Origin of the sequence: Bradyrhizobium xenonodulans, assembly GCF_027594865.1 — a bacterium.
In the GTDB taxonomy this organism is placed as follows: domain Bacteria; phylum Pseudomonadota; class Alphaproteobacteria; order Rhizobiales; family Xanthobacteraceae; genus Bradyrhizobium; species Bradyrhizobium xenonodulans.
The window spans coordinates 7,110,450-7,131,730 of the sequence record NZ_CP089391.1 but is presented as its reverse complement, the minus strand read 5'-3'; the positions used below and the strand labels follow the sequence as shown (position 1 = coordinate 7,131,730).

Annotated in this window: 14 protein-coding genes and 4 pseudogenes; 17 read left to right on the top strand and 1 reads right to left on the bottom strand. The window is 58.6% G+C overall.

From position 1 onward, the window contains the following. The first annotated feature begins 1,403 nt into the window (after positions 1-1,403). The 5 genes from I3J27_RS33765 to I3J27_RS33745 all read left to right on the top strand — a co-directional run bounded on the left by I3J27_RS33765 (position 1,404) and on the right by I3J27_RS33745 (position 7,108). Complete coding sequence (locus I3J27_RS33765; protein ID WP_270163177.1) at positions 1,404-2,360, top strand: ABC transporter permease; 957 nt, start codon at positions 1,404-1,406, stop codon at positions 2,358-2,360. Beyond that, a complete protein-coding gene (locus tag I3J27_RS33760) occupies positions 2,360-3,265 on the top strand; it encodes an ABC transporter permease (protein ID WP_270163176.1) in 906 nt (301 codons plus the stop codon). Before I3J27_RS33765 ends, I3J27_RS33760 begins: the two co-directional genes overlap by 1 nt. Before the next feature lie 32 nt (positions 3,266-3,297). After that, positions 3,298-5,001: an ABC transporter substrate-binding protein gene (locus I3J27_RS33755; protein ID WP_270163175.1), complete on the top strand. Its 1,704-nt coding sequence runs from the start codon at positions 3,298-3,300 to the stop codon at positions 4,999-5,001. Between the two features lie 120 nt (positions 5,002-5,121). After that, positions 5,122-6,099, top strand: a complete 978-nt coding sequence (locus tag I3J27_RS33750) for an ABC transporter ATP-binding protein (RefSeq protein ID WP_306417040.1) — start codon at positions 5,122-5,124, stop codon at positions 6,097-6,099. Next, positions 6,092-7,108, top strand: a complete 1,017-nt coding sequence (locus tag I3J27_RS33745; protein WP_270163174.1) for an ABC transporter ATP-binding protein — start codon at positions 6,092-6,094, stop codon at positions 7,106-7,108. The genes I3J27_RS33750 and I3J27_RS33745 overlap by 8 nt, the downstream gene beginning before the upstream one ends. A gap of 665 nt (positions 7,109-7,773) precedes the next feature. Here the strand turns inward: I3J27_RS33745 and I3J27_RS33740 are convergent. Next, entirely contained in the window at positions 7,774-9,177 is a 1,404-nt protein-coding gene (locus I3J27_RS33740) for an amidase (protein ID WP_270163173.1), read from the bottom strand. Between the two features lie 418 nt (positions 9,178-9,595). Here I3J27_RS33740 and I3J27_RS33735 point away from each other — a divergent pair, with 418 nt between their 5' ends. The 12 genes and pseudogenes from I3J27_RS33735 (at position 9,596) to I3J27_RS33685 (ending at position 21,102) form a co-directional block, all read left to right on the top strand. Next, a complete protein-coding gene (locus tag I3J27_RS33735; RefSeq protein ID WP_306417039.1) occupies positions 9,596-9,814 on the top strand; it encodes an OB-fold domain-containing protein in 219 nt (72 codons plus the stop codon). A 514-nt stretch (positions 9,815-10,328) separates the two neighbouring features. Continuing rightward, positions 10,329-10,679 carry a hypothetical protein gene (locus I3J27_RS33730; RefSeq protein ID WP_270163171.1) on the top strand — a complete coding sequence of 117 codons (351 nt, stop codon included), beginning with the start codon at positions 10,329-10,331 and terminating at the stop codon, positions 10,677-10,679. Between the two features lie 220 nt (positions 10,680-10,899). Continuing rightward, on the top strand, positions 10,900-11,994 hold the full coding sequence (locus tag I3J27_RS33725; RefSeq protein WP_270172950.1) for an ABC transporter ATP-binding protein: 1,095 nt from the start codon (positions 10,900-10,902) through the stop codon (positions 11,992-11,994). Between the two features lie 93 nt (positions 11,995-12,087). Then, positions 12,088-13,137 carry an ABC transporter substrate-binding protein gene (locus I3J27_RS33720; RefSeq protein WP_270163170.1) on the top strand — a complete coding sequence of 350 codons (1,050 nt, stop codon included), beginning with the start codon at positions 12,088-12,090 and terminating at the stop codon, positions 13,135-13,137. A gap of 289 nt (positions 13,138-13,426) precedes the next feature. After that, a complete protein-coding gene (locus tag I3J27_RS33715) occupies positions 13,427-14,200 on the top strand; it encodes an SDR family NAD(P)-dependent oxidoreductase (protein ID WP_270163169.1) in 774 nt (257 codons plus the stop codon). Positions 14,201-14,752: 552 nt separating this feature from the next. Further along, a pseudogene (locus I3J27_RS39285) lies at positions 14,753-15,181 on the top strand (ABC transporter permease); the annotation flags it as partial. Positions 15,182-15,581: 400 nt separating this feature from the next. Then, positions 15,582-17,066, top strand: coding sequence for an AMP-binding protein (locus tag I3J27_RS33710; RefSeq protein WP_270163168.1), 1,485 nt, complete (start codon positions 15,582-15,584; stop codon positions 17,064-17,066). 56 nt (positions 17,067-17,122) lie between these two features. After that, complete coding sequence (locus I3J27_RS33705) at positions 17,123-17,947, top strand: enoyl-CoA hydratase/isomerase family protein (RefSeq protein ID WP_270163167.1); 825 nt, start codon at positions 17,123-17,125, stop codon at positions 17,945-17,947. A 948-nt stretch (positions 17,948-18,895) separates the two neighbouring features. After that, a pseudogene (locus tag I3J27_RS33700) lies at positions 18,896-19,191 on the top strand (ATP-binding cassette domain-containing protein); the annotation flags it as partial. Between the two features lie 108 nt (positions 19,192-19,299). Beyond that, positions 19,300-20,358: pseudogene (locus I3J27_RS33695) on the top strand (ABC transporter substrate-binding protein). Between the two features lie 123 nt (positions 20,359-20,481). After that, positions 20,482-20,721: pseudogene (locus I3J27_RS33690) on the top strand (acyl-CoA dehydrogenase family protein); the annotation flags it as partial. Positions 20,722-20,841: 120 nt separating this feature from the next. Next, positions 20,842-21,102, top strand: a complete 261-nt coding sequence (locus I3J27_RS33685) for a hypothetical protein (RefSeq protein WP_270163166.1) — start codon at positions 20,842-20,844, stop codon at positions 21,100-21,102. Positions 21,103-21,281 lie beyond the last annotated feature (179 nt).

Here is a 21,281-nt window from a genome sequence, read left to right as displayed (position 1 = left end):
ATCAGCATCTATCACATTGGTCAGCATGATCGGTCCTGGTGCGCGCTACATAGGTTAGGACGTAGGTTGGGTCCCCCATGCGATATACAGAAGATGATTGAATTTCGCCTTCGCCTGGAGACTCCTCCAATCGAGAGCCATCGACAGGCAATACGGGCAGATACCTCTTGGATACCAATTTGTTCTATGTCATTGCCGGCATAGCAGTAGTACGAACCGGGAGCAGCCGCATCCCAGCATGATGAGGGTGGCGCTGCTGCGGCGAATGCCCGTCAACCAGATTATTCCATGCGCAAGTCCCAGCGCGCAATCTTGACCTGAACGCCGGATGGGCCTCAGCAAGGTGTCGATCATTGTGACGCGCTTGGAATAATGGCCAACGGTGTATTCCATCGTCATGCTGACGAACCGGGTCGATGGTCGCCGATTGCTCTCGCTGCTGGCCGATTTGGGCCTTCGTCGCCGAGACCGCTCGAGCGCGCTGATCGTGGTATGCTGCTGAGCCAGTGTGGTAGGACCGCTGTAGCGCAACGTTCTGCAACCAGCTATATGAGCCGGCCCTTTGTAGAGCTCTTTGTGTTTCGGTATTCGCTGCCAGCGTTCGTTAAAACGGCTTGCGCTTCTCGCGGGGGGCGCGATCCGTTTAGTCGTCGGGTCAAACCGATCGAGATCCATTTGGCTTACGATATCGTCAAGGACGCCGGCCAGACGGTTGACGCTCCGTTCGTCATCAGCCGGGGATCGTCTGGCCGGGCGGCGAGTCCATCTCTTTGAAGCTCGCCTTTCGCTTCTTCGCCCCACCTCCTTGCTCGTAAGGTCCCGACGCGCCGATGCGCAGGAGCGTTCCTGCTTGCTCCGGTTCGCCGCGAAAGCTCTTCGCTAAGTCACCAGCAGCAGAGGACGCGACAAGCTTGCGAACCCCGATGGTGGCCCGTACGTTTCATTGCGCGCCAGCGCGATACGCCGAGACGCACTTGCAGTCGTTGACATGATGGCCGCGCTCGCTACTTCGAAGAGGCGCTCTTTGACTGCATTCCGCAGCGCAGTTTATGTACTGAATACTAGAGACTTGTAGTGGTGCATGGCTCGACTATCTCGTCGCCTCAACCTCGCACCTAAATCCGTCAGAGTTCACTAAAGGGGATGCAGCTTCTAGGTCGGCTCTCTTTTGCTCGGTTCTCGCTTGGAAGAAGTGTCCAGACGTTCCGGGCCAGTTATCAGGAGTCTTGTGGCCGAAAACGCCGCCGAGAATAACCTTCGAATTTTCCATCTTTGGCGCAGAAATGCGGCTCATTGATGGGTCGCTTTGCAGAAATTCGATTCTACCAAGGGATAAGATCTTCGTAAGAGACAAAGTGTCCGTCGATCGCAGAGCGCGTTGCCGATACGCGCGGGGGAGGGTCATGATAGGGTACGCCACACGTCGTTTGCTTGCGTTGATCCCGACGCTGATCTTTACCTCTCTTATTGTCTTCATCGCGATTCGCCTGATACCCGGCAACATCATTGACCTGATGCTCTCGCAGAACGACGTGGGTGCGGCCAAGCAAACCCGAGAGCAACTTGAAGTCGCGCTAGGGCTCGATGCGCCGATCTACGTCCAGTATTTCAAGTGGATCGGCGCGCTGCTGTTCAAGGGAAGTCTCGGCAATTCTCTATGGACCAACGCGCCGGTGATGGGCGAAATCCTGTACCGCCTGCCGATTACCGTCGAGTTGGGTGTGCTTGCCCTCTCTGTATCGCTCGTCTTCGGTATACCGATTGGCGTCTATGCTGCCCTGAAACAGGATACCATCGGCGACTACATTCTTCGCACGTTCTCGCTTCTCGCGCTCGCAATTCCGGGCTTCTGGGTGGGCACTTTGGTGATGGTATTTCCGTCGATCTGGTGGGGTTGGTCGCCATCAGTAAGGTTTGTTCCATTCTCGGACAACCCTTGGGCCAATTTCCAGCAGTTGCTCATTCCGGCGCTGATCCTCGGTACTGCATTCTCGGCCACTACCATGCGATTGACCCGAACACTAATGCTGGAGGTGCTGCGACAGGACTACATCCGCACAGCAAGGGCAAAAGGGCTTTCCACCACCGCAATCGTCATGCGCCACGCACTGCGCAATGCGTTAATCCCGGTCATCACCTTGGTCGGTCTGCAAGCTGGTGCTCTGTTCGGTGGGGCGGTCATCCTCGAACAGATATTCGTCATCCCCGGTATGGGGCTGCTGCTGTTGGAGGCGGTGACTTCGCGAGACTACCCAACCATCGCCGGGGTCTTCCTTGTCTTCGGTATTGCGATTGTGTTGGTCAATCTGCTGGTCGACTTGAGCTACGGCTTCCTTGACCCGAAAGTGAGGAATCGCTGATGGTCGAGATCACAGAGACCTCGCTCGCGATCCGTCGGCCGTCGGTCAAGGGTCTGAACATTGTCGCCAAGTTCTTCTACCGACTGCTCCGCGAAAAGCCGCTTGGCGCCGCCGGTGCGGTGATCTGTCTGATTTTCCTGTTTGCTGGCGTCTTTGCGGATTTGGTGGCGCCCTACGGCTACAACCAGATCGTGCCGATCCACCGCTTGAAGCCGCCGAGTTGGCAATTCTGGTTCGGTACCGACAATCTCGGCCGGGATATTTTTTCTCGCATCCTTTATGGTGCGCGCCTCTCTATCATCATCGGTTTTTCGGCAGCCACTCTTGCAACGATCATTTCGGTCGCTCTCGGCATTACCACGGGCTACCTCGGCGGGCGATTCGACATGCTGGTGCAGCGTTTCGTCGATGCTTGGATGAGCTTTCCCGATCTCGTGGTCCTGATCGTGGTCGTTGCGGTAGCCGGCCCCGGCATGCCCTCGGTCATTGTTACGCTCGGGTGCTTCTTCGGAATTGCCGGATCCCGTATCGTCCGTAGCGCGGTGCTGTCGGTATCCGAGCAAACTTACATCCACGCCGCTCAGTCGATTGGCGCGGGCACCAACCGCATACTGTGGCGGCACATCCTGCCGAATGTCATGCCACCCCTGATCGTACTGTTCACCACACGCGTTGGCGCGGCCATTCTGGCCGAAGCATCGTTGTCCTTCCTGGGGCTTGGTATCCCACCGCCCGCCCCGTCTTGGGGCGGCATGCTCACCGGCTCCGCGCGCGACTACATGTATCTCGCTCCCTGGATGGCGCTCGCTCCGGGCATCTGCCTGACTTTAGTGGTGTTCAGCATCAACGTCTTCGGCGATGCGCTGCGCGATCTGCTTGATCCGCGAATGCGCGGCCATCGTTGAGCAAGGAATTAAGTTTCTAGAGGAGGACACTTATGCACACTAAGTCACTACGCAGTCTCGCCTGTACCGGCGCGCTCGGTCTCCTGCTCGCGGCAGGCTCCGCGTCGGCTCAGACCAACATGGAGACGCCGAAATACGGCGGAACTCTAGAGATCTCTACCGTCTATGGCAGCCTCTCCGCTCTGTCCTTCGACAGCTACGACTGGAATTGGAAGCACAATCACGACACCGGGCAAGTCTACGAGCAGTTGTTCACCGCGGATCTGTCCAAGGCCAAGTCGCGCGGTGGTCCGAACGGCTTCACATCCGATACCTACATCCCCTCGAATCTCATTCGCGGCGAGCTCGCGGAGAAATGGGAGTGGCTGGAGAATCCGCTGCGCGTGAAGATCACGCTGCGCCAGCGCGTGATGTTTCCCGAAAAAACAGGCGTGATGGCGAAGCGTGAGCTGGTCGCCGACGACGTGGTGTTCAGCTTTAAGCGTCTCGCGAGTAGCCCGAAGGCGCAGAGCGGTTACTTCGACCATATCAAGGATGTGCGCGCGGAAGGCAAATACACGGTTGTGTTCGAGATGTCGAAGTTCAACGCCGAGTGGGATTACCGCTTCGGCTACGGGTTTTACTCCGGCATCACACCGAAGGAGGTCGTGGCTGCGGGCGCTGGGGACTGGAAGAACCTCAACGGCACCGGCCCATTCAAGCTGACGGATTACGTGCAGGGCAACTCCCAAACGTACGAGAAGAACGCCGATTATTGGGATAAAGAAACGATCAGCGGAAATGAGTTCAAGCTTCCGTACGTCGACAAGGTTGAATATCGCATCATCAAGGACGCGGCGACTCGCGCGACCGCACTCCGCACCGGCAAGTTGGACATTGTGGAGTGGATGAACTGGCAGGACGCCGAGCAGCTCAAGAAGAGCACGCCGTCCCTGAAATGGAACCGCTGGCTCTCAGAGGGCATATTTCTTTCGATGCGCGTCGACCGTAAGCCGTTCGACGATGTCCGCGTGCGACGCGCCCTGAATATGGCGGTCAACAAGCAAGAGATCATCAAGTCGTTCTACAACGGCAATGCGGAGCTGTTCGCCTATCCGCAGCATCCCGACTACACCGGCTACTTCCAGTCCCTGGAGGAGCAGCCGGCCAGTGTACGGGAACTGTTCGAATACGATCCAGTTACGGCCAAGAAGCTGCTAGCCGAAGCCGGATATCCGAACGGCTTCGCTTTCAAGACCCAGGTCACCTCAGCCTCTCAGGATCAATTGGATCTTCTGTCACTCGTTGCTGCCTACCTTGAGCAGGTCGGGGTGAAGTTGGAGATCCAACCAATGGAATATGCGGCCTTCTTGTCGGCGATGACGACAAGGACGGTTACAGCTGGCTATTTCATGAGTAGCGGCCACGTCAGCCCGACCACGACGATCCGAAAGAGCTTCATGACCGGGCAGACTTGGAATCCGTCGCAATGGAGCGACCCAAAGCTCGATGAACGCATGGAAGCTGCCTACCAGGAACGGGACGAATCCAAGCGTCAGGCTGCGCTACGGGCGATCACCACCGAGATACTAGACAAGGCGCCGTACATCTGGTTGCCGACGCCTTACGTCTACACGGCTTGGTGGCCGTGGGTGAAGGGGTATGCAGGCGAGCTACGCGCCGGGGCCGTGCGACCGGGCCCTATCTATGCGCGCATCTGGATCGATCAGGATCTGAAGAAGAAGATGGGATACTGAGCTAAGGCCCGGTCACATTTAAGCAAAGTAGCGGCGGCGCGATGGCGCCGCTGTGACTTGGTGACATTCCGCCGTTCCGCGGCGAAGCTCTCACAACAGACTTTCGGAGTAGGCCTTTCGGTGAGTAAGCCACTTCTGCAAGTTCGCCGCCTGACCACTAAGTTTGGCGACGGACCCGGCGCGATCACCGCCGTCAACGATGTCTCCTTTGACATCAACCCCGGCGAGACGCTCGCCATGGTCGGTGAGAGCGGCTCGGGCAAAAGCTTGACCGCACTATCGATCCTGAGGCTTGTGCCCGAGCCGCCCGGCCGGATCACCGGCGGCGAAATTCTATTCGACGGCATCGACCTGACAAAGCTGAGCGAGAACGAGATGCGGGAAATCCGCGGTAATCGGATCGCAATGATTTTTCAGGAACCGATGACGTCGCTCAACCCCTCGCTAACTATCGGTCTGCAGCTCGCCGAGCCGATTAATCTTCACAGGCACGTTCCGTGGCAAAAGGCCTACCATAAGGCGAAGGAACTGCTCGATCGGGTGCGGATGCCCGATTCGCACAGTCGGCTCCATAACCATCCGCATCAGTTCTCCGGTGGCATGCGTCAGCGTATCATGATCGCGATGGCGCTTTCGTGTCAGCCGAAGCTGATCATTGCGGACGAGCCGACTACTGCACTCGACGTGACCGTGCAGGCACAGATCCTTGAGCTATTGAAGGAACTAACTCGTGAAACGGGATCGGCACTGATGTTGATAACCCATGACCTCGGCGCAGTCGCGCGCTACGCCGACCGCGTCTGCGTGATGTATGGTGGCAAGATTATTGAGACCGCGAGCGCGCTCGATCTCTACGACAGGCCGATGCATCCCTATACGCGCGGCCTGATGGCGTCGATCCCACGTCTGGACCAGGAGGCCGGACGGCGCCTAGTCCCAATAAAAGGGCAGCCGCCAAACCTCGCTGAACTGCCGCCCGGTTGCGCATTCAATCCGCGCTGCGGAGAGGTGGTCGATCGTTGCCGGCGCGACGTGCCGAAGTTGATGACGGCTGACGATAAGCATATGCATGCATGTTGGGTGGCGCCCCATGTCTGATGTGTCGACATGTGAGCAACCGAGTAGTGCGGTTAAATCCGACCTCATTCTCGACGTGCGCGATCTCAAGGTTCACTTCCCAGTCTATGGCGGGCTGCTCCAGCGCGAGATCGGTTCAGTCAAGGCGGTCGATGGTGTGTCGTTCCAGTTGCATGGAAGCGAGACGCTCGGGCTCGTCGGCGAGAGCGGGTGCGGGAAGTCGACCACGGGCCTTGCTATCCTACGGATGCTACAAATCACCTCTGGGAAGATCGTATTCGAAAGCATCGATATCACCAACTACAACCGCCGCCAAATGCTACCGATTCGCCGGCGTATCCAAATGGTCTACCAGGACCCGTTCGGATCGCTCAATCCACGCATGACAATCGGCGACATCATTGGTGAGCCGTTAGAGATCCATAAGCTACATGGCAACCGGGTCGAGCGCCGCGCGCGCGTGACCGAACTGCTCGAGATGGTAGGGCTACGGCGTGACATGATCGACCGCTATCCGCATCAGTTCTCCGGTGGTCAGCGGCAGCGCATCAGCATCGCCCGCGCGCTCGCAGTTGAGCCGCGTCTGTTAATTTGCGACGAGCCGGTGTCGGCGCTCGACGTGTCGATCCAGGCCCAGGTAGTCAACCTGTTTCAGGAATTGCAGGAGAAGCTCGGCATCTCCACGATCTTCATCGCGCACGATCTCGCGGTAGTGCGGCATGTTAGTCAGCGCATTGCCGTGATGTATCTCGGGACAATCGTCGAGATATCAACACGTGACGAGCTCTATGCGAACCCGAAGCATCCCTATACCAAGGCGCTGATGGCGGCTATTCCGGTGCCAAACCCTGTCATTGAGGCGAGGCGTAGCCACCAGACGATCCAGGGCGAGGTGCCGAGCGCCCAGCGTCCACCGCCGGGCTGTCGCTTCCATCCGCGCTGTCCGCACGCAATGCCGATCTGCAGCGAAATGGTCCCGGAACTGCGTTCCGAGGGGCGCGGTATGGTCGCATGCCATCTTTTCAAGTGATGGCAGCTAAAGTGGTTCTCGCAACCACTTAAAGTCAGCACAGGGCTGCCGCGAGAGCCAACGATGCGCAAGTACATCACGCAGACGTCCGACTTCGCCGCGCGGCGAACTCTCGGTCCGCTGCCGATACGAACCAGAATGGCCATGGGGACGATGGATAAGCACACTCGAACTGTATTTCGACGGCTCCACGTCAAACCCGCGAAAATTAGGATGGAGGGGCACCGCCGTCAGACGACAAGCGGATCACTTACGAGAACAGACGCTTTCACAATTTTTCGCGGATCCACTAGTCTAGTCGCCGTCGCGTGCCCGCTGCCCCTCAACGGCTCGGGCGGGGGCGGTCCACCAGCGTGCAAGGACACCGACTGTCTCACCAGCTTGCAAGGTCTCCTTGACCAGACGAACCTGCTCGTCGTAACTCCATCGTCGCCGACCCTCGGCCCCCAATACCTAGGGCCACATCTCAGAATGGCGACCGAACGCGATAAGGCGGCGCGCAGGGGTAAATTTAGTTGCATGTACCGACGCTGAGTGCATGATGCGCACCCGGCTAGCGTGATCCACGACCTCGCGCCGCATTCGCTAAAGCAAGCGGTGCGTTGCCACGGCTGCAGGAAAAGCGGCCGACTGCGTCGCGCAACCGCTCGTGATAGTTTAGCGGTTCAGGCTGACAGCGACGGGAAGACAATCGGATTAATTTCGGCGTAGCTCGCTGTGGCGCGCAGGACGAGCGCGTCGCGATAGTGGCCAGACGCAATCTGCAGGCCGATGGGAAGGCCCTCGCTGTTCAGTCCGCATGGCACCGACACGGCGGGGTGACGGCTCATGTTGAACTGCGCCGTATAGGGTGCCCACCTCGTATTGGGCTTGCCATCCTCGCCAGGCGGATCGTTCTGGCCTGCCGCAAACGGCGCCACTGCCACCGTCGGCGACAGTAGCAGATCATACTTTGCAAAAAACAAGTTCCATGCGATCGCAAGCTCGCGCCGCGTGACTTGCGCGTCGACAACGTCCTGAACAGTGAAGCGCTTGCCCTCCTCGGCCCAGGTGAGCAGGTTGGGATCGAACTCTCCGTGTCGCGCTTGTGGAAACAGTTGTAAGAGGCGCTGCAGGGCAGAGCACCAGTGCACCGTGAAGGCGCGCCCGGCCTCGGCATACGGAAAGGGAGCCTGCACTTCCTCGACCTCACAGCCGAGTCTTGCGAATTCCTTAGCCGCGCGGGCGACGGAGGCAGCGACCTCGGGATCGAGCGGATGATCGCCGAAGCGTAGCACAAAACCGATCTTGAGCGCCTTCAAATCACCCGTGAGCGCACGAACGTAGTCCATTCCGTCATCGGGCAGCGCATATGCGTCGCGCTGATCGGGCTGGACGATCACGTTCATCGTCAACGCACAATCTTGCGCGGTGCGGGTCATCGGTCCAGTGTTGGCGAGATCGCCGGTCATCGAGGGGGGCCAAGCGGGCACCCGGCCGAACGTCGGCTTGAGCCCGACAAGCCCACTGAAGCTCGATGGGCAACGCACTGAGCCGCCGCCGTCAGTACCGATGGCGATCGGACCAAGCCCAGCGGCGACCGCAGCACCGGCGCCGCCAGACGAGCCGCCCGGCGTTCGATCGAGCCTCCACGGATTGCGCGTGATGCCATTCAGGAGCGAGTCTGTGACTCCCTTGTGTCCGTATTCCGGGCTGGTGTTATGAGCGAACACGACCGCCCCAGCTTCCCGCAACCGAGCGACTGCCGGAGCATCTTCCTCGACCGGCGCCGTATCGGTGAGCTTGCTGCCCATTCTTGCGGCCCAGCCCTTCACGCGCACGAGTTCCTTGACCGAGACCGGAACACCGTCCAACTCCGAAAGCGGAGCGCCCTTTTTCCATCTTAGCTCTGATGCTCGCGCAGCCTTCAGTGCGCCGTCCTCGTCTACATGGCTAAAACAGTTGATAGTAGGATTGAGCCGCGTGGTCCGTGTGAGCACGGCCTCTAACGCCTCGACCGGGGAGGCCTTTCCGTTGCGATAGAGTTCGGAAAGTCCCGCCGCTGTTTGCTGCGTCAAATCATTGGTCATGCGGCGCTCCCCGCGGTTCATTCCGCGTCCGTCAATGAGGTGTCCGCGAAGATTTACCGCCCCGGGGGCAGAGGAAACGACCGTATTTCGGCATATCACGCCGGAAACCTGCGATGTTCTATGGCGTTCCGCAGAAGTCTCTCAGGGAAATCGATCGCATAGAAGGTCGCGCCTTGAAGTTCTCCGGAAGACAGCTGAGTGACCACAGAGGGGTCTCAAATGTCTTTACGTGCGGCAGACGTGAAGCCGAGTCGTGGACGATGAAGTACCTCCCAGAGTCGGCACTCGGCAAACTTGTAACTATTACGTCATTGCACCAAACCGCAGTTGCGAAACGGACGGCTCCGGACGCGTTGAAGACAGCAGTGTCAATCTCTTATTTATTCCTTTTCTGTAAACCGCATGGGGAACGCACCCTATGTGCTCGCCCTATGTAGCCCTCACCGTAGGGCCGATCATGTTGACCAATGTGGTCGATGCAGATCCGGCCATAGTGTCGATAGGCACGAGGGTCAAGGTGGTACTCAAGGACATCGCTCCGCAAGCCCCCATTCCCCTCTTTGTCCTACGTTGGTACGGGTCGATCCAGTTCGGCCGGATATCCCCTCATCTTCCTCGGCCGGCTGCAGGTCGCTGAGCTAAGTCCAAAAGCCCTGAGACAATGGGTCGACTACAGCTGACCCATGCGGAAGTATCCCTTGGCGCCAAGCCGGACCCGCAAGCTCGAGCAATGATCCTACTCATAGTCAACCGGCGTCGTAACCGAGGAGTCGCCAGACCTCCGTAAGCTTCGCTGGTTTGCAGCTGGCAGCAGGGCCACACGAGCTTGCTTCAGAGCGGAACGCAATGAACTTTGATCCAGCGCTCCACAATCGATAGCGAATCGCCTGGCCCCTCTGTGAATTCTTGGTCCTAGTTTTCAAGGGTTCGCGATTGAAGTTCCGATCCTGTCCTCGCCGGCCACCGACTGCAAAACGCACCATCTTTGTTGCGTGGAGCAGATAGAAGATGCTCTGTCACAGGTCCGGCGGGGTGCCTGCAGCGTGTCACCCTTCAAAACGCGCACAACGAACCATGCAGCTGGTTAGCACGGCTCGATTGTCGCCGATGTCACTTCAAACTGGAACGACGTCACGGCCAAGAGAAGGCGCGTGGATGAAATCTGGTCTATCGAAACAATACCATATCGATCAAACATGCAGACGATGACCGCGTTGCGTCCTTACTCCGCCACAACGGACATGAGACAGAAGGCTCAAGGAGCCGTTATGGCGGCCAACGAGACTTGCGCGCCTGAGGTGCTCAGGTTTGAAGCTCGTCCGCCAACACCGATCGCCCACTGTGTCAGCTGGAAGTACCACTGCTTTGTCAACAACGTGATGATCTGCGCGAGCAGTTGCGCGCGCTTAGTTCTAAAGTGTAGCGACATAAACCTCTGGGTCGATGGAATTTTGAAGAATTTCGACCGTCCGGCCGCCCATATCGATGAAAACCAGCGCTGAGAGTGGATACATGTTTTTGTGAGAAAGCCTCTGCTGGCATACGGCGGCGGAGTCAAAATAGGAAGGTGGGGAAACAGTGAGCCAACCGCAGGCGCCTGTATCGCTGCGATCCTGGCCGGGCACGCAACTGATGCAGTCGGTCAAGAAGATCGCGGTCTGGTCTTCGACGGACGCCGCACGAGCGGGGGCGCTAACGCCCGCGGGGGAGGGACGAGAGTCGATGCCGGGCACGAACAATGCCTTTGTGGAGTTTTCTGGCGTTCAGAAGACCTACGACGGCGACACGCTGGTCGTTAAGAATCTCAACCTGGACATCGCCAGGGGTGAGTTTCTGACGATGCTGGGGCCGTCGGGCTCCGGCAAAACCACAACCCTCATGATGCTTGCCGGCTTCGAGGCGCCCACCCATGGCTCGATCCTGCTGGGGGGGCGCTCGATCGAAAATATGCCGCCGCACAAGCGCGACATCGGCATGGTGTTTCAGAACTACGCGCTGTTTCCGCATATGACCGTCGAGGAGAACCTCGCCTTCCCACTTAAGGTTCGCAAGCTTGGGAAGCTGGAGAGAGAGGCGAAGATCAAGCGGGCGCTCGACATGGTTCGTCTCGGAGCCTATGGCGGGCGCCGGCCTGGCCAGCTTTCCGGCGGCCAGCAGCAGCGCGTCGCGCTGGCCCGCGCGCTCGTATTCGATCCCAAGCTCGTCCTGATGGACGAGCCGCTCGGCGCGCTGGACAAGCAATTGCGCGAGCACATGCAACTCGAGATCAAGCATATCCACGAGGATCTTGGCGTCACCGTGGTCTATGTCACGCATGATCAGGGCGAGGCGTTGACCATGTCGGACCGGATCGCGGTGTTCAACGATGGGGTCATCCAGCAGCTCGCCGCGCCAGCTGAACTCTACGAGCGGCCGCAGAACGCTTTCGTCGCCCAGTTCATCGGTGAGAACAACCGGCTGCACGGCAAGGTCGTGGCAATGAATGGCGCGAGTTGCCAGGTAGAGATTCCGGGCGCCGGCAATGTGCATGCGCTGGCTGTCAATGTCGACGCGGTTGGCCGGTCGACGGTGCTGTCGTTGCGGCCGGAGCGGGTGAAGTTGAACCCGGCGCCAGGCTCGCTGCCCAATGTCTTCAGCGCACAGGTGGCGGAAGTGATCTATCTGGGCGACCACGTGCGCAGCCGGGTTTCGGTCTGCGGCCATGACGACTTTGTGGTGAAGCTGCCGAATTCGGAAGGAACGGTGCAGGTCGAGCCCGGCGCGCTGATCACCATCGGCTGGAAAACTGAGGATTGTCGGGCGCTCGATGCGTCATGAGGGACGACCAGGGCTTTGCCTGAATAGGGCTCGGCTGGGACTTCGGCAGCGCTGCCTTCATCCAGGGGGTGGCATAGAGGGAGAGAGTAGACGATGAGAACGTCACTGATGATCGCGAGCGGCGTGGCCGTCATCGGCCTGACGGCGGGCGTGTTCGCAGCAACAACGCCCGCCCTTGCAGACGAACAGCTCACGGTCACCGCTGGGGGCGGGTCCTTCCAGCAGGTCCTGCGCAAAGTCATCTTCGATCCATTCTCGAAGACGAGCGGGATCAAGATCACGGAAGCCGAGTACGACTACAGCAACGCCAAGATTCGCGCCATGGTCGAAACCAAGACCGTGAGCTGGGACGTGGTCTACGCCAGCGAAGCGCAAGTCCAGCAATTGTGTGCTGAGGGGACCATTGAGACGATCGACTGGAAGAGGCTCGGCCTTGATCGGACCAAGTTCGAGGGCGACTACACAGAGTGTGGGGTCCCAATCGTCGACTCTACCACGATCGTTGTCTATGATAGGGATAAGCTTCCGAATGGCCCAAAAACGATTGCCGATTTTTTCGATCTGAAGAAATTCCCCGGCAAGAGGGGTTTATACAAGAGTGCCCCCGTCGAATGGGCATTGATCGCCGACGGCGTGCCCCCCAAAGATGTCTATAAGGTGCTCAACACGCCAGAGGGAATTGATCGCGCTTTCAAAAAGCTCGACACGATCAAGAAGGACATCGTCTGGTGGACGGCTGGCGCACAGCCGATGCAGCTTCTCGCCGATGGTCAGGTCGTCATGACTGACGCCTGGCACGGCCGAGTCTATGATGCGGTCAAGAACTCCGGCAAGCACTTTGAGATCATGTGGGACGCCGCGGTATTGAATGGGAACGGTTGGATAATTCCCAAAGGCACGCCGAGATTGGATAACGCGTACAGGTTCATCGCCTTTGCAAGTTCGCCTCAGGCGCAAGCCGACGTGGTAAACAATACCGCTTATGGCCCGACCAACAAGGATACGATCGCGCTCGTTGATCCGGCGGTTCAGCCTCACCTTCCGAATAACCATATGGGTAATGCTCTGCGGATCGGCTCAAGTTTTTGGAGTGAGAAGGGCGATGAACTCCGTCAGCGCTTTACGGCCTGGCTCTCGAAGTAAGGCTCAACGAAGAGATGGTGGTGGCGGGGACTTTCGTTATCCTCGCCGTCTCCCTCGGAGAATGAGTGAGAAGTCTCCAGCGGCATGAAGGCGATGTCAGGAGTTTGCACAGAGCTTCTCCGCCCAAACTCCACAATAGTCACCGATCAAGATGTTCGCGGATTAATGTCGCCCGACGGTTGTCTACTCGATGGTGCTGTACATTTGCGTTACGCTTGGTGAGGCCATCGATTCAAGTCTGAGTGCATACGATCCCAATTACCCGACGTCATAAAAGAAAGTGAGCACCATGGATTTCCCGCTGCCGAATTTTTCCATCGATTTGAAGGGGCAGACCGCGCTGGTGACCGGAGCATCGTCGGGGCTTGGTGTGAGGTTTGCCAAGGCGCTCGCACGATGCGGGGCACAAGTGGCATTGACGGCACGGCGGCTCGAGAGACTCGAGAGCATCGCGGCCGAGATTAGCGTGGCTGGTGGCAAGGCCATACCGCTGCAACTCGATGTGACGGATGCCGATCAGCTGACCAAGGTTGTCGCGGAAGCAGAGCGCCAACTCGGTCCAGTGACAATCCTTGTTAACAATGCGGGTATTCCAGACGCGCAGCGCGCGACCAAGATGTCGATAGACTTGATTGATCGCGTGCTAGACACGAATGTTCGAGCGCCCTACGTATTGTCCTGCGAGGTCGCACGGCGATTGATCGCCGCAAAACTTCCGGGCCGCATTGTCAACATCGCGTCGTCGTCGGCCTATGCTTATGGCGGCAACGGGGCTGCGCTTTATTCGATCAGCAAGGCCGCCGTCGTGCGAATGAGCGAGGCGCTCGCGGTCGAATGGGCGAAATTCAACATCAATGTCAACGCGATCGCGCCGGGTGCGTTTTCATCTGAAATGATGGATGGCATGCTGCAACGCGTGGGTGACATCACGAAGGGATTTCCACGGCCGCGCATCGGCAACCCGGCGCAACTCGACAGCACTTTGCTGTTCCTGGTCTCGCCGTCATCCGACTTCGTGACCGGCACCTGCGTCCGCGTCGACGATGTTCAGGACGGCAGGTAGGTAGACGCCCGCGAAAGGAAAACGTTTCATATTGCCCGAAATGCAGAAGGGGACTCGTCCGCTTGGAGCCGACCCACGTCGTTCAAAGCCCGATACGATGGTTCTGAAGCTATACAGCTGCCGATCGTGGGGTTGCACCCAAACGCCACCTAACTTGATTCTGAAATCGCGATGTCCGGAGGGGCAAGCTTGGCCGGAGCCTACCAAAGCCTAAGCGTTGCTGGTGTGTCGACTCCGTATTCGTCACGGGCGCCGGGCCAGGAACTGACCACCACATATGGTTTCAACGGTGACCATGCAGCACGACATATGGAGCCTCCTCAAGCGTGGGACCTCGGAACAGAGCGCCTACTACCTCCTGCGCTCGGTGGACTTCCAGTATGGCCCCAACGGTCAGGTTGTTGCCTCGCCGCACGAGAACGCGATATTCCGTGATGGTTTTGGCGAACGCTCGGCATTAGCATCGATATGACTATCGCGACGCTTCTGCTGGACTTCCCGGTGGCTCATCTTCTTGCGACCCTGCCACCAGATCGACCAATCTCTTGATGACTGTTGATCTCGCCTATGGTCGTGCCGGTCGTGATTACCGCGGTAGTGTATTTCTTCTACCCTGAGGTCGGGGTAAACACCTATACAGGGCTGATCCGGGCGCACACCACACTGGCTACCCTCGTGATTACCGTGACCGCAAGATTGACTGGGTTCGACCACTCGCTGACGCTTGCGGCCGCCGGCCTTGGGGCCACGCCAATCAAGGCTTTCTTCAAGTTCACCCTGCCGCTCATACTTCCCGGTATGATCTCCTGTTGCTCTTTGCTTTCCCCACGTCCTCGGTGGTCGTGGCTCTTTTCGGTGGCTAGCGCCGAGCAGCGCACTTTGCCAAAATGTTTTCCGGCATCCGGGAGGAGATCAGCCCCACAATCACTGCTTAGCACAATCGAACTGCTGCGACGACGCTCGGAGCGCCTGCGCGGCATCCGGGTGCTCGCGTGCTTTGCACTGGGCCGCGCAACGCGCGGCGCGCGCGCGCCAAGAGAGCCAGTCTGGTCGATCGACCGTGGTCTGATATCGACAGATCCATCATGGCGTCAAAGCGCATGTCGGGATGAGTGTACCAGCGCGTGTTTGCGCTCAGTTGATGTATGCGAACTTCCAATGTCCTTTGTACCGTCAATGCTCGCGCACCTCTGATTTCTCTCTACGATGACCTCCTGCGCCGAATCAGGAAATGGCGCCTGATACCTGCACCGGTCTGGCGCAATTGGCGATTTTCGTCTGCTAGACGAGCTAATTTGTTTTGAAGCCACGGGGGGCAGGCGAATTGCTCACACGAAGGTGGCTGAATTGAACAGACGTTTATACGGAAGACGCTTTGACAATGACTGAAGACATGATCCCGTTGGGCGAGAAGCTGTCCCGCCGCGCCCAGGCGACGCCGTACGTCTCGGCAGTCAGTTGTGGCGAAGCAACTCTCACGTGGGGCCAGTTGGAAGCGAGGGCGAACCGCATCGCCCGCGCCTTGGAGCAACTAGGCGTCAAGCACGGTGATCTGGTCACAATTGGCCTTCCGAACGGGATCAACTTCATCGAGGCCTGCTGGGGTATCTGGAAGCTGGGCGCGACGCCGCAACCGGTTTCCTTCCGATTGCCCGCCGCTGAATTGAAGGCGATAGTCGACTTGGCTGACTCGCCGGTGGTGATCGCATTGGCGGACCTGGAGACCGACCGGCGGCGCGTGACGGTGGAGGACCTTCTCGCGCTTTCTGATGATGACCGGCCACTGGTGCCACGGGTGGCGCCGGTCAAGATTGCGTTGACCTCGGGCGGCTCGACCGGCCGGCCGAAGCTGGTCCTGTCCGGCTCGCCTGGTCTGGCCCGGGTTGAGCCGGAGATTCCTGACTTCTGGCGTTTCGGGCGGAGCGAGACGGTGCTGATACCTGCGCCCCTTTATCATGGTGGGCCGCTTGGGTGCGCCCTGACGGCGTTAGTTTACGGCTCCGAATTGGTGTTGATGCCGCGCTTCGACGCGGAAGGTGTGTTGGCCGAGATCGAGCGGCGCAGAGCAACCTGGGTCTATCTAGTGCCCACGATGATGAGTCGAATCTGGCGACTGCCGGAAGAGAGGCGGACCCGCTACGATCTATCATCACTCAAAACGCTCTGGCACTTCGCTGCGCCCTGCCCGCCGTGGCTCAAGGAAGCCTTCATCGGTTGGCTTGGGCCTGACGTGATCATGGAGCTCTATGGCGGCTCGGAGGCCCAGGCTTGGACCGCCATCACCGGACGCGAATGGCTCGCTCACCGCGGCTCTGTAGGGCGTGTAAGCGAAGGTGAAATGAAGGCATTCGACGATGATGGAAACATGTTGCCGCCAAGAGAGGTGGGCGAGATCTACATGCGCCCGCCCGAGGGGGCGCCGCCCACATACCAGTACCGCGGCGCTACAGCCCGCACGCTTCCCGGCGGCTGGGAAAGCCTCGGCGACATCGGGCACTTCGACGAAGAAGGCTATCTCTACTTGGCTGACAGGCGCACTGACATGATTCTGGTCGGCGGCGCTAACGTCTATCCGGCAGAGGTCGAGGCCGCAATCGACGAGCACCCCCTGGTGATGTCCAGCGCCGTTGTCGGCCTTCCGCACGAGGACATGGGCTCGGCCATCCACGCGATCGTCCAGGCTCGCCCAGGCCTAACGGCCGATGCCTTGTTGGCGCATCTGGCCAAGCGACTGGTGACCTATAAGCGCCCGCGCACCATAGAGTTTGTCGCAGAGCCCCTGCGCAACGAGGCTGGCAAAGTTCGCCGGACACAACTCCGCGACGAGCGAATTGCCCGTATGAAGCTGACCGAAGGCCAAGCCTGATCGAGGCCGGTCCTCTTTGGAAACATGACCGCAGTCGGCCCTTAAGGGAGAAGCAGATGCCGGAAAGCTCCAAGGATGAAGACTCGGCGGATTTCGTAAAGATCGAGAAAGGGCTCGGTCCGCAGGGACGTATAGCAGTCGTACGGTTCGACCGTGGTGATCGCATCAACGCGCTTTCCGAGGACGCAATTCGAGAGCTGACGAAAGCTGCTCGAACGTTTGATGACGACCCGGAAACCTCAGTCGTAATTTTGACCGGCGGGAAGTCCTTCAGTGCTGGCGCAGATATGAAAAGCGGTGGTTCGCGTGGAGTTCCGGACGTAGCTGCGCTGCGGCGTCAGCTCCGGACCGGACCTCGACTCACCCGCGCTTGGTACGAAATGGAGCAGGTGACGATCGCCGCGATCGAAGGATTTTGTATCGGAGGAGCCCTCGCGCTTGCTGTCGCTCTCGACTTCCGTATCATGGCGCGAGACGCCCACATGCGCGTGCCTGAGATCGGGCTAGGCATGAACATGAGTTGGCAGACCATCCCGCGGATGCTGCAATTAATCGGTCCGTCCCGCACAAAGCAGGCGATCATTCTCGCCGACCGGCGCATCTCCGCGGATGAGGCGTACGACTGGGGGATCGTGGAGCAGGTAACGGAGCCCGGTGCGAGTTTTCACGCGGCCACGCAACTCGCCGAGAAGATTGCCGCGCAGCCACCAATTCCGGTCGCTATGACCAAGCAAACCGTCAATCGTCTTTCCGGCGCGCTTGATGATCTCACGAGCCATATGGATGTAGATCAGTTGGTGCTGACCAGCATGACTGAGGACTACAAGGAGGGGATTGCAGCGTTTCGAGAAAAAAGAAAGCCCCGTTTCAAAGGGCGCTAACAGGAGGCTCCTTCAGATTGGTGGAGAGCGACAAACTCGTCGCGCGCGAAAGTCGCGCCCGTATCGACGGTTGCCCTGCCGGGCCCTTAAGATGAGCGCAGAACGAGAGGATGCCAGCGGTGCCGCCTTTTTTTCTATGAGAACCGGATACACATCCAAGCGACTGCGATCTGATAGCCGAGAAAGCGTTGCCCCCCGCACGGCATGCAGTCACCTTCCTCTCCTGCCATCGCAAGCCGGATAGTGTGTCCTCACGGCTTTGGCGCGGCCCCAGGACCCTCTCTGTTCTTAATGGATCAACTGAGCGGGGTCCGGTTTCCAGCGCCCGTGGTGGTGATCCTCATGTGCGCGTGAGCGGCAGCGATGTATTTCCGTCCTTCAGCTAGCCGTCGCACTTGAAGACAGGAGTCAGCTTCTTGAGGTTGTCCAGCGTGGTCCGCGGCGCGTTGGTATCGAGCCAGTCTGCAGAATGAGTGCTTGAGTCGCGGAGCGACTGCGCATGTTCTCATAGAATCTTTCTACCGTTGACGGTCGATACCGCGCGTTGCACAAACAAGCGCCAAACCGAAAAATTCGCGCGCACGAAAAGGGTCGACGGCAAGTGCAAGTCCCTGCTCCAGAAAGGCCTCGTCCTTCGTATCTCCTCGCCCAGCACTTCGTCCAACGGATGAAACTGGGATAAACCTTCGAGTTTGTCAGATTGCCGCAGAAGTTCGACTTCTGAAGTCGCCACTTCGACGGAAATCAGCTCGATTAATGCACTAGCATTTTGCAAAAGATAAGAGCCGTCTATCGGTCACAGCGCGGGCGAGAGGACCGATGAATCGCTTGGCGAACCGTAGCCGTCTCAGAGTGCGTCCTCGTCCTCCACAAATGCTGTCAGATGGCTGGTGGTACGCGTGTCGACGCGCTGGTAGCAGTGGGAGCGCCAGGACGGGGGGACGGGCCATGCCAGGCACGAACGATGCCTTCATCAAGTTTTCCAATGTTCATCAGAAGACTTATGACGGCAAGACGTTCGTCGTTAAGAATCTCAACTTTGAGATCTCGCGGGGCGAGTTTCTGACGATGCTGAGGCCTTCCGCTCCGGCAAGATGACGCCCCTCATGATGATGGCCGGCTTTGAGGCACCCACCCATGGCTTGATCCTGCTAGCCGGGCGCTCGATTGGGAACGTGCCGCCGCACAAGCGCGACATCGGCATGCTGTTCCAGAACTACGCTCTCTTTCCGCACATGACCATGGAAGGGGGCGCTCGACCCGCCTGCTGAAACTCCGGTCGAGCAGCTTGGGTGTGGTCTTTGGCTGCGCCGCCTCCATTGTGGTGGTGGCTAGAAGGGAGAGAGTAGACCATGAGGACGTCATCGACGACTGCAAGCGCCTTGATCGTAATAGGCTTGACAGCGGTCGTGCTCGCGCCGCTAGCGAATCCAGCCTTTGCAGGTGATCAACTCACGGTCACCGCTGGGGGCGGGGGCTTCCAACAGGTCCTACGCAAAGTCGTTTTCGAGCCCTTCTCGAAGACGACCGGAATAAAGATCACTGAAGCTGAGTACGATTATACTAATGCGAAAATCCGCGCCATGGTTGACACCAAGACCGTGAACTGGGACGTGGTCTGGGCCAGCGAGTCGCAGGTCGAGCAATTGTGCGCAGAAGGTACAATCGAGAGAATCGATTGGAAAAAGCTGGGTTTTGACCGAACCAAGTTCGAGGGCACCAACACAGATTGTGGGGTGCCAGTCAGCGCCTCAGCCACCGTCGTTGCTTATGACAGAGACAGGCTACCGAACGGCCCGAAGACCATCGCCGATTTCTTCGATCTAAAGAAATTCCCCGGTAAGAGGGGCCTCTATAAGAGTCCCCCTCTGGAATGGGCTCTGATTGCCGACGGAGTGCCCATCAAGGACGTCTACAGGATTCTTCGCACGTCAGACGGCGTTGATCGTGCCTTCAAGAAACTCGACACGATCAAGAAGGATGTCGTTTGGTGGACGGCGGGTGCCCAGCCTCTGTAGCTTCTCGCCGATGGTGAGGTCGTCATGAGCGACGCCTGGAACGGCCGAATCTATGGCGCCAATAGAAATTCAGCCAAGCATTTTGAGATCATGTGGGACGCCGCCTTACTGAACGGTGTAGCGTGGGTGATTCCGAAGGGCACGTCCAGATTAGAAGAGGCCTACAAGTTCATCGCCTTCGCTGCTTCGCCCCAGGTGCAAGCCGAGATCGCAAACCGCACCACCTATGGGTTAGGCAGCAAGGACGCGATCGCGCTCCTTGATCCGGCGATCCTACCCAACATTCCCAATGCGCCGGACCACAATGATGGTGTTCTGCTGGTGGACGCAGGTTTTTGGAGTGAGAAAAGTGATGAGATGCGCCAACGCTTTACGGCCTGGCTAGCTAAGTAACACCGACGAATAGAGATCGGCGGGAGGACTTGTGTTCTCCTCGCCGCATTTGAGGGGCAAGTAGGCTTGCTGTGGATGATGGCGAACCGAGAATACCAATAGCCAGAGGAATCGACAGCGAAATTCGGTATGTCCCTCGTAGGTGCGGTGATTTATACGTTCGGCAACGAGGTGCAAAAGAAGTCTTAGCTGCCGCGCATTTTAAATGCCGATAATTGGTGGTGTCAGAGCTTCTCAAAGCCCGGTGCGGGCTCCGACCTCGCCTCACTCAAGACATGGGCTGTGCAGGATGGCCGTCACTACATCGCCAACGGCCAGAAGAGTTGGACGACGCGCGCGCAATATGCCGATTGGATTTTCTGCTCGCGGTCGAATGGCGAAATTCAACATCAATGTCAACGCGATCGCGCCGGGCGCTTTTTCGTCTGAAATGATGGATGGCATGCTGCAACGCGTGGGTGACATCAAAAGGGATTTCCACGGGTGCGCATCGGCAACCCGGCGCAACTCGACAGCACTTTGCTGTTCCTGGTCTCGCCGTCATCCGACTTCGTGACCGGCACCTGCGTACGCGTCGACGATGTTCAGGACGCGCCCGCGCCAGGAGAACGTTTCATATTGACCGAAATGCAGGAGGGGACTCGTCCGCTTGGAGCCGACTCACGTCGTTTAAAGCCCGATATGATCGTTCTGAAGCTATACAACTGCCGATCGTGGGTTGCGGCCAAACGCGACCTAACTTGATGCTGATGGTGAGCTTCTGCGTCAAACAGCAAAACCCGCCTGATCTGAGCGCTACACGGCCGGAAGTTGGCGTTTTTCTTCTGTGGGCCCGAGCTAACGCTATCTGAGCGTCGGGGGTTTGGCAGCAGGGCGAATGCTATGGCAGGAGTTCGGTTGAGTGAAGGCGAGGTCGGGCGGAA